1 protein-coding gene is annotated in these 372 nt (G+C 39.0%); it reads right to left on the reverse strand.

The genetic code is table 11. The features are described 5' to 3' along the window. On the reverse strand, positions 1–372 hold a 372-nt coding region (locus tag CXF67_RS00260; protein WP_102086933.1), incomplete at both ends, for a transposase.

Below are 372 nucleotides of genomic sequence, written 5' to 3' on the forward strand. Positions count from 1 at the left end.
GACCATATCGTGCAACCACTTTTTCAACTCTTCCATAGTTTCGAAGCGCCTGTTCTTAAATCGGTTCTTGATATATTGCCATACCTGTTCGCATGGATTCAATTCTGGATTGTAGGGTGGAATTCTTAGTAGGCAGATATTGTCGGGTATCTCAATATTCTTTGTGGAATGAAATCCCGCATTGTCAATGACCACAATTTTATATTCTTTAGGATTGTACAAAGAGAATTCATCGAGGTACGCCTTGAATATTCGGGTGCTTACTCCGTTGATTTCCCAAACAAAGCTATCACCATTAATTGGCGAGTAGCTTCCATAGAGATATGTTGTTTTGTAAACGTGCTGGTAATTTACGATAGGTTTTACTCCTGA

It is taken from the genome of Psychroflexus sp. MES1-P1E (assembly GCF_002836055.1).
GTDB lineage: Bacteria > Bacteroidota > Bacteroidia > Flavobacteriales > Flavobacteriaceae > Psychroflexus.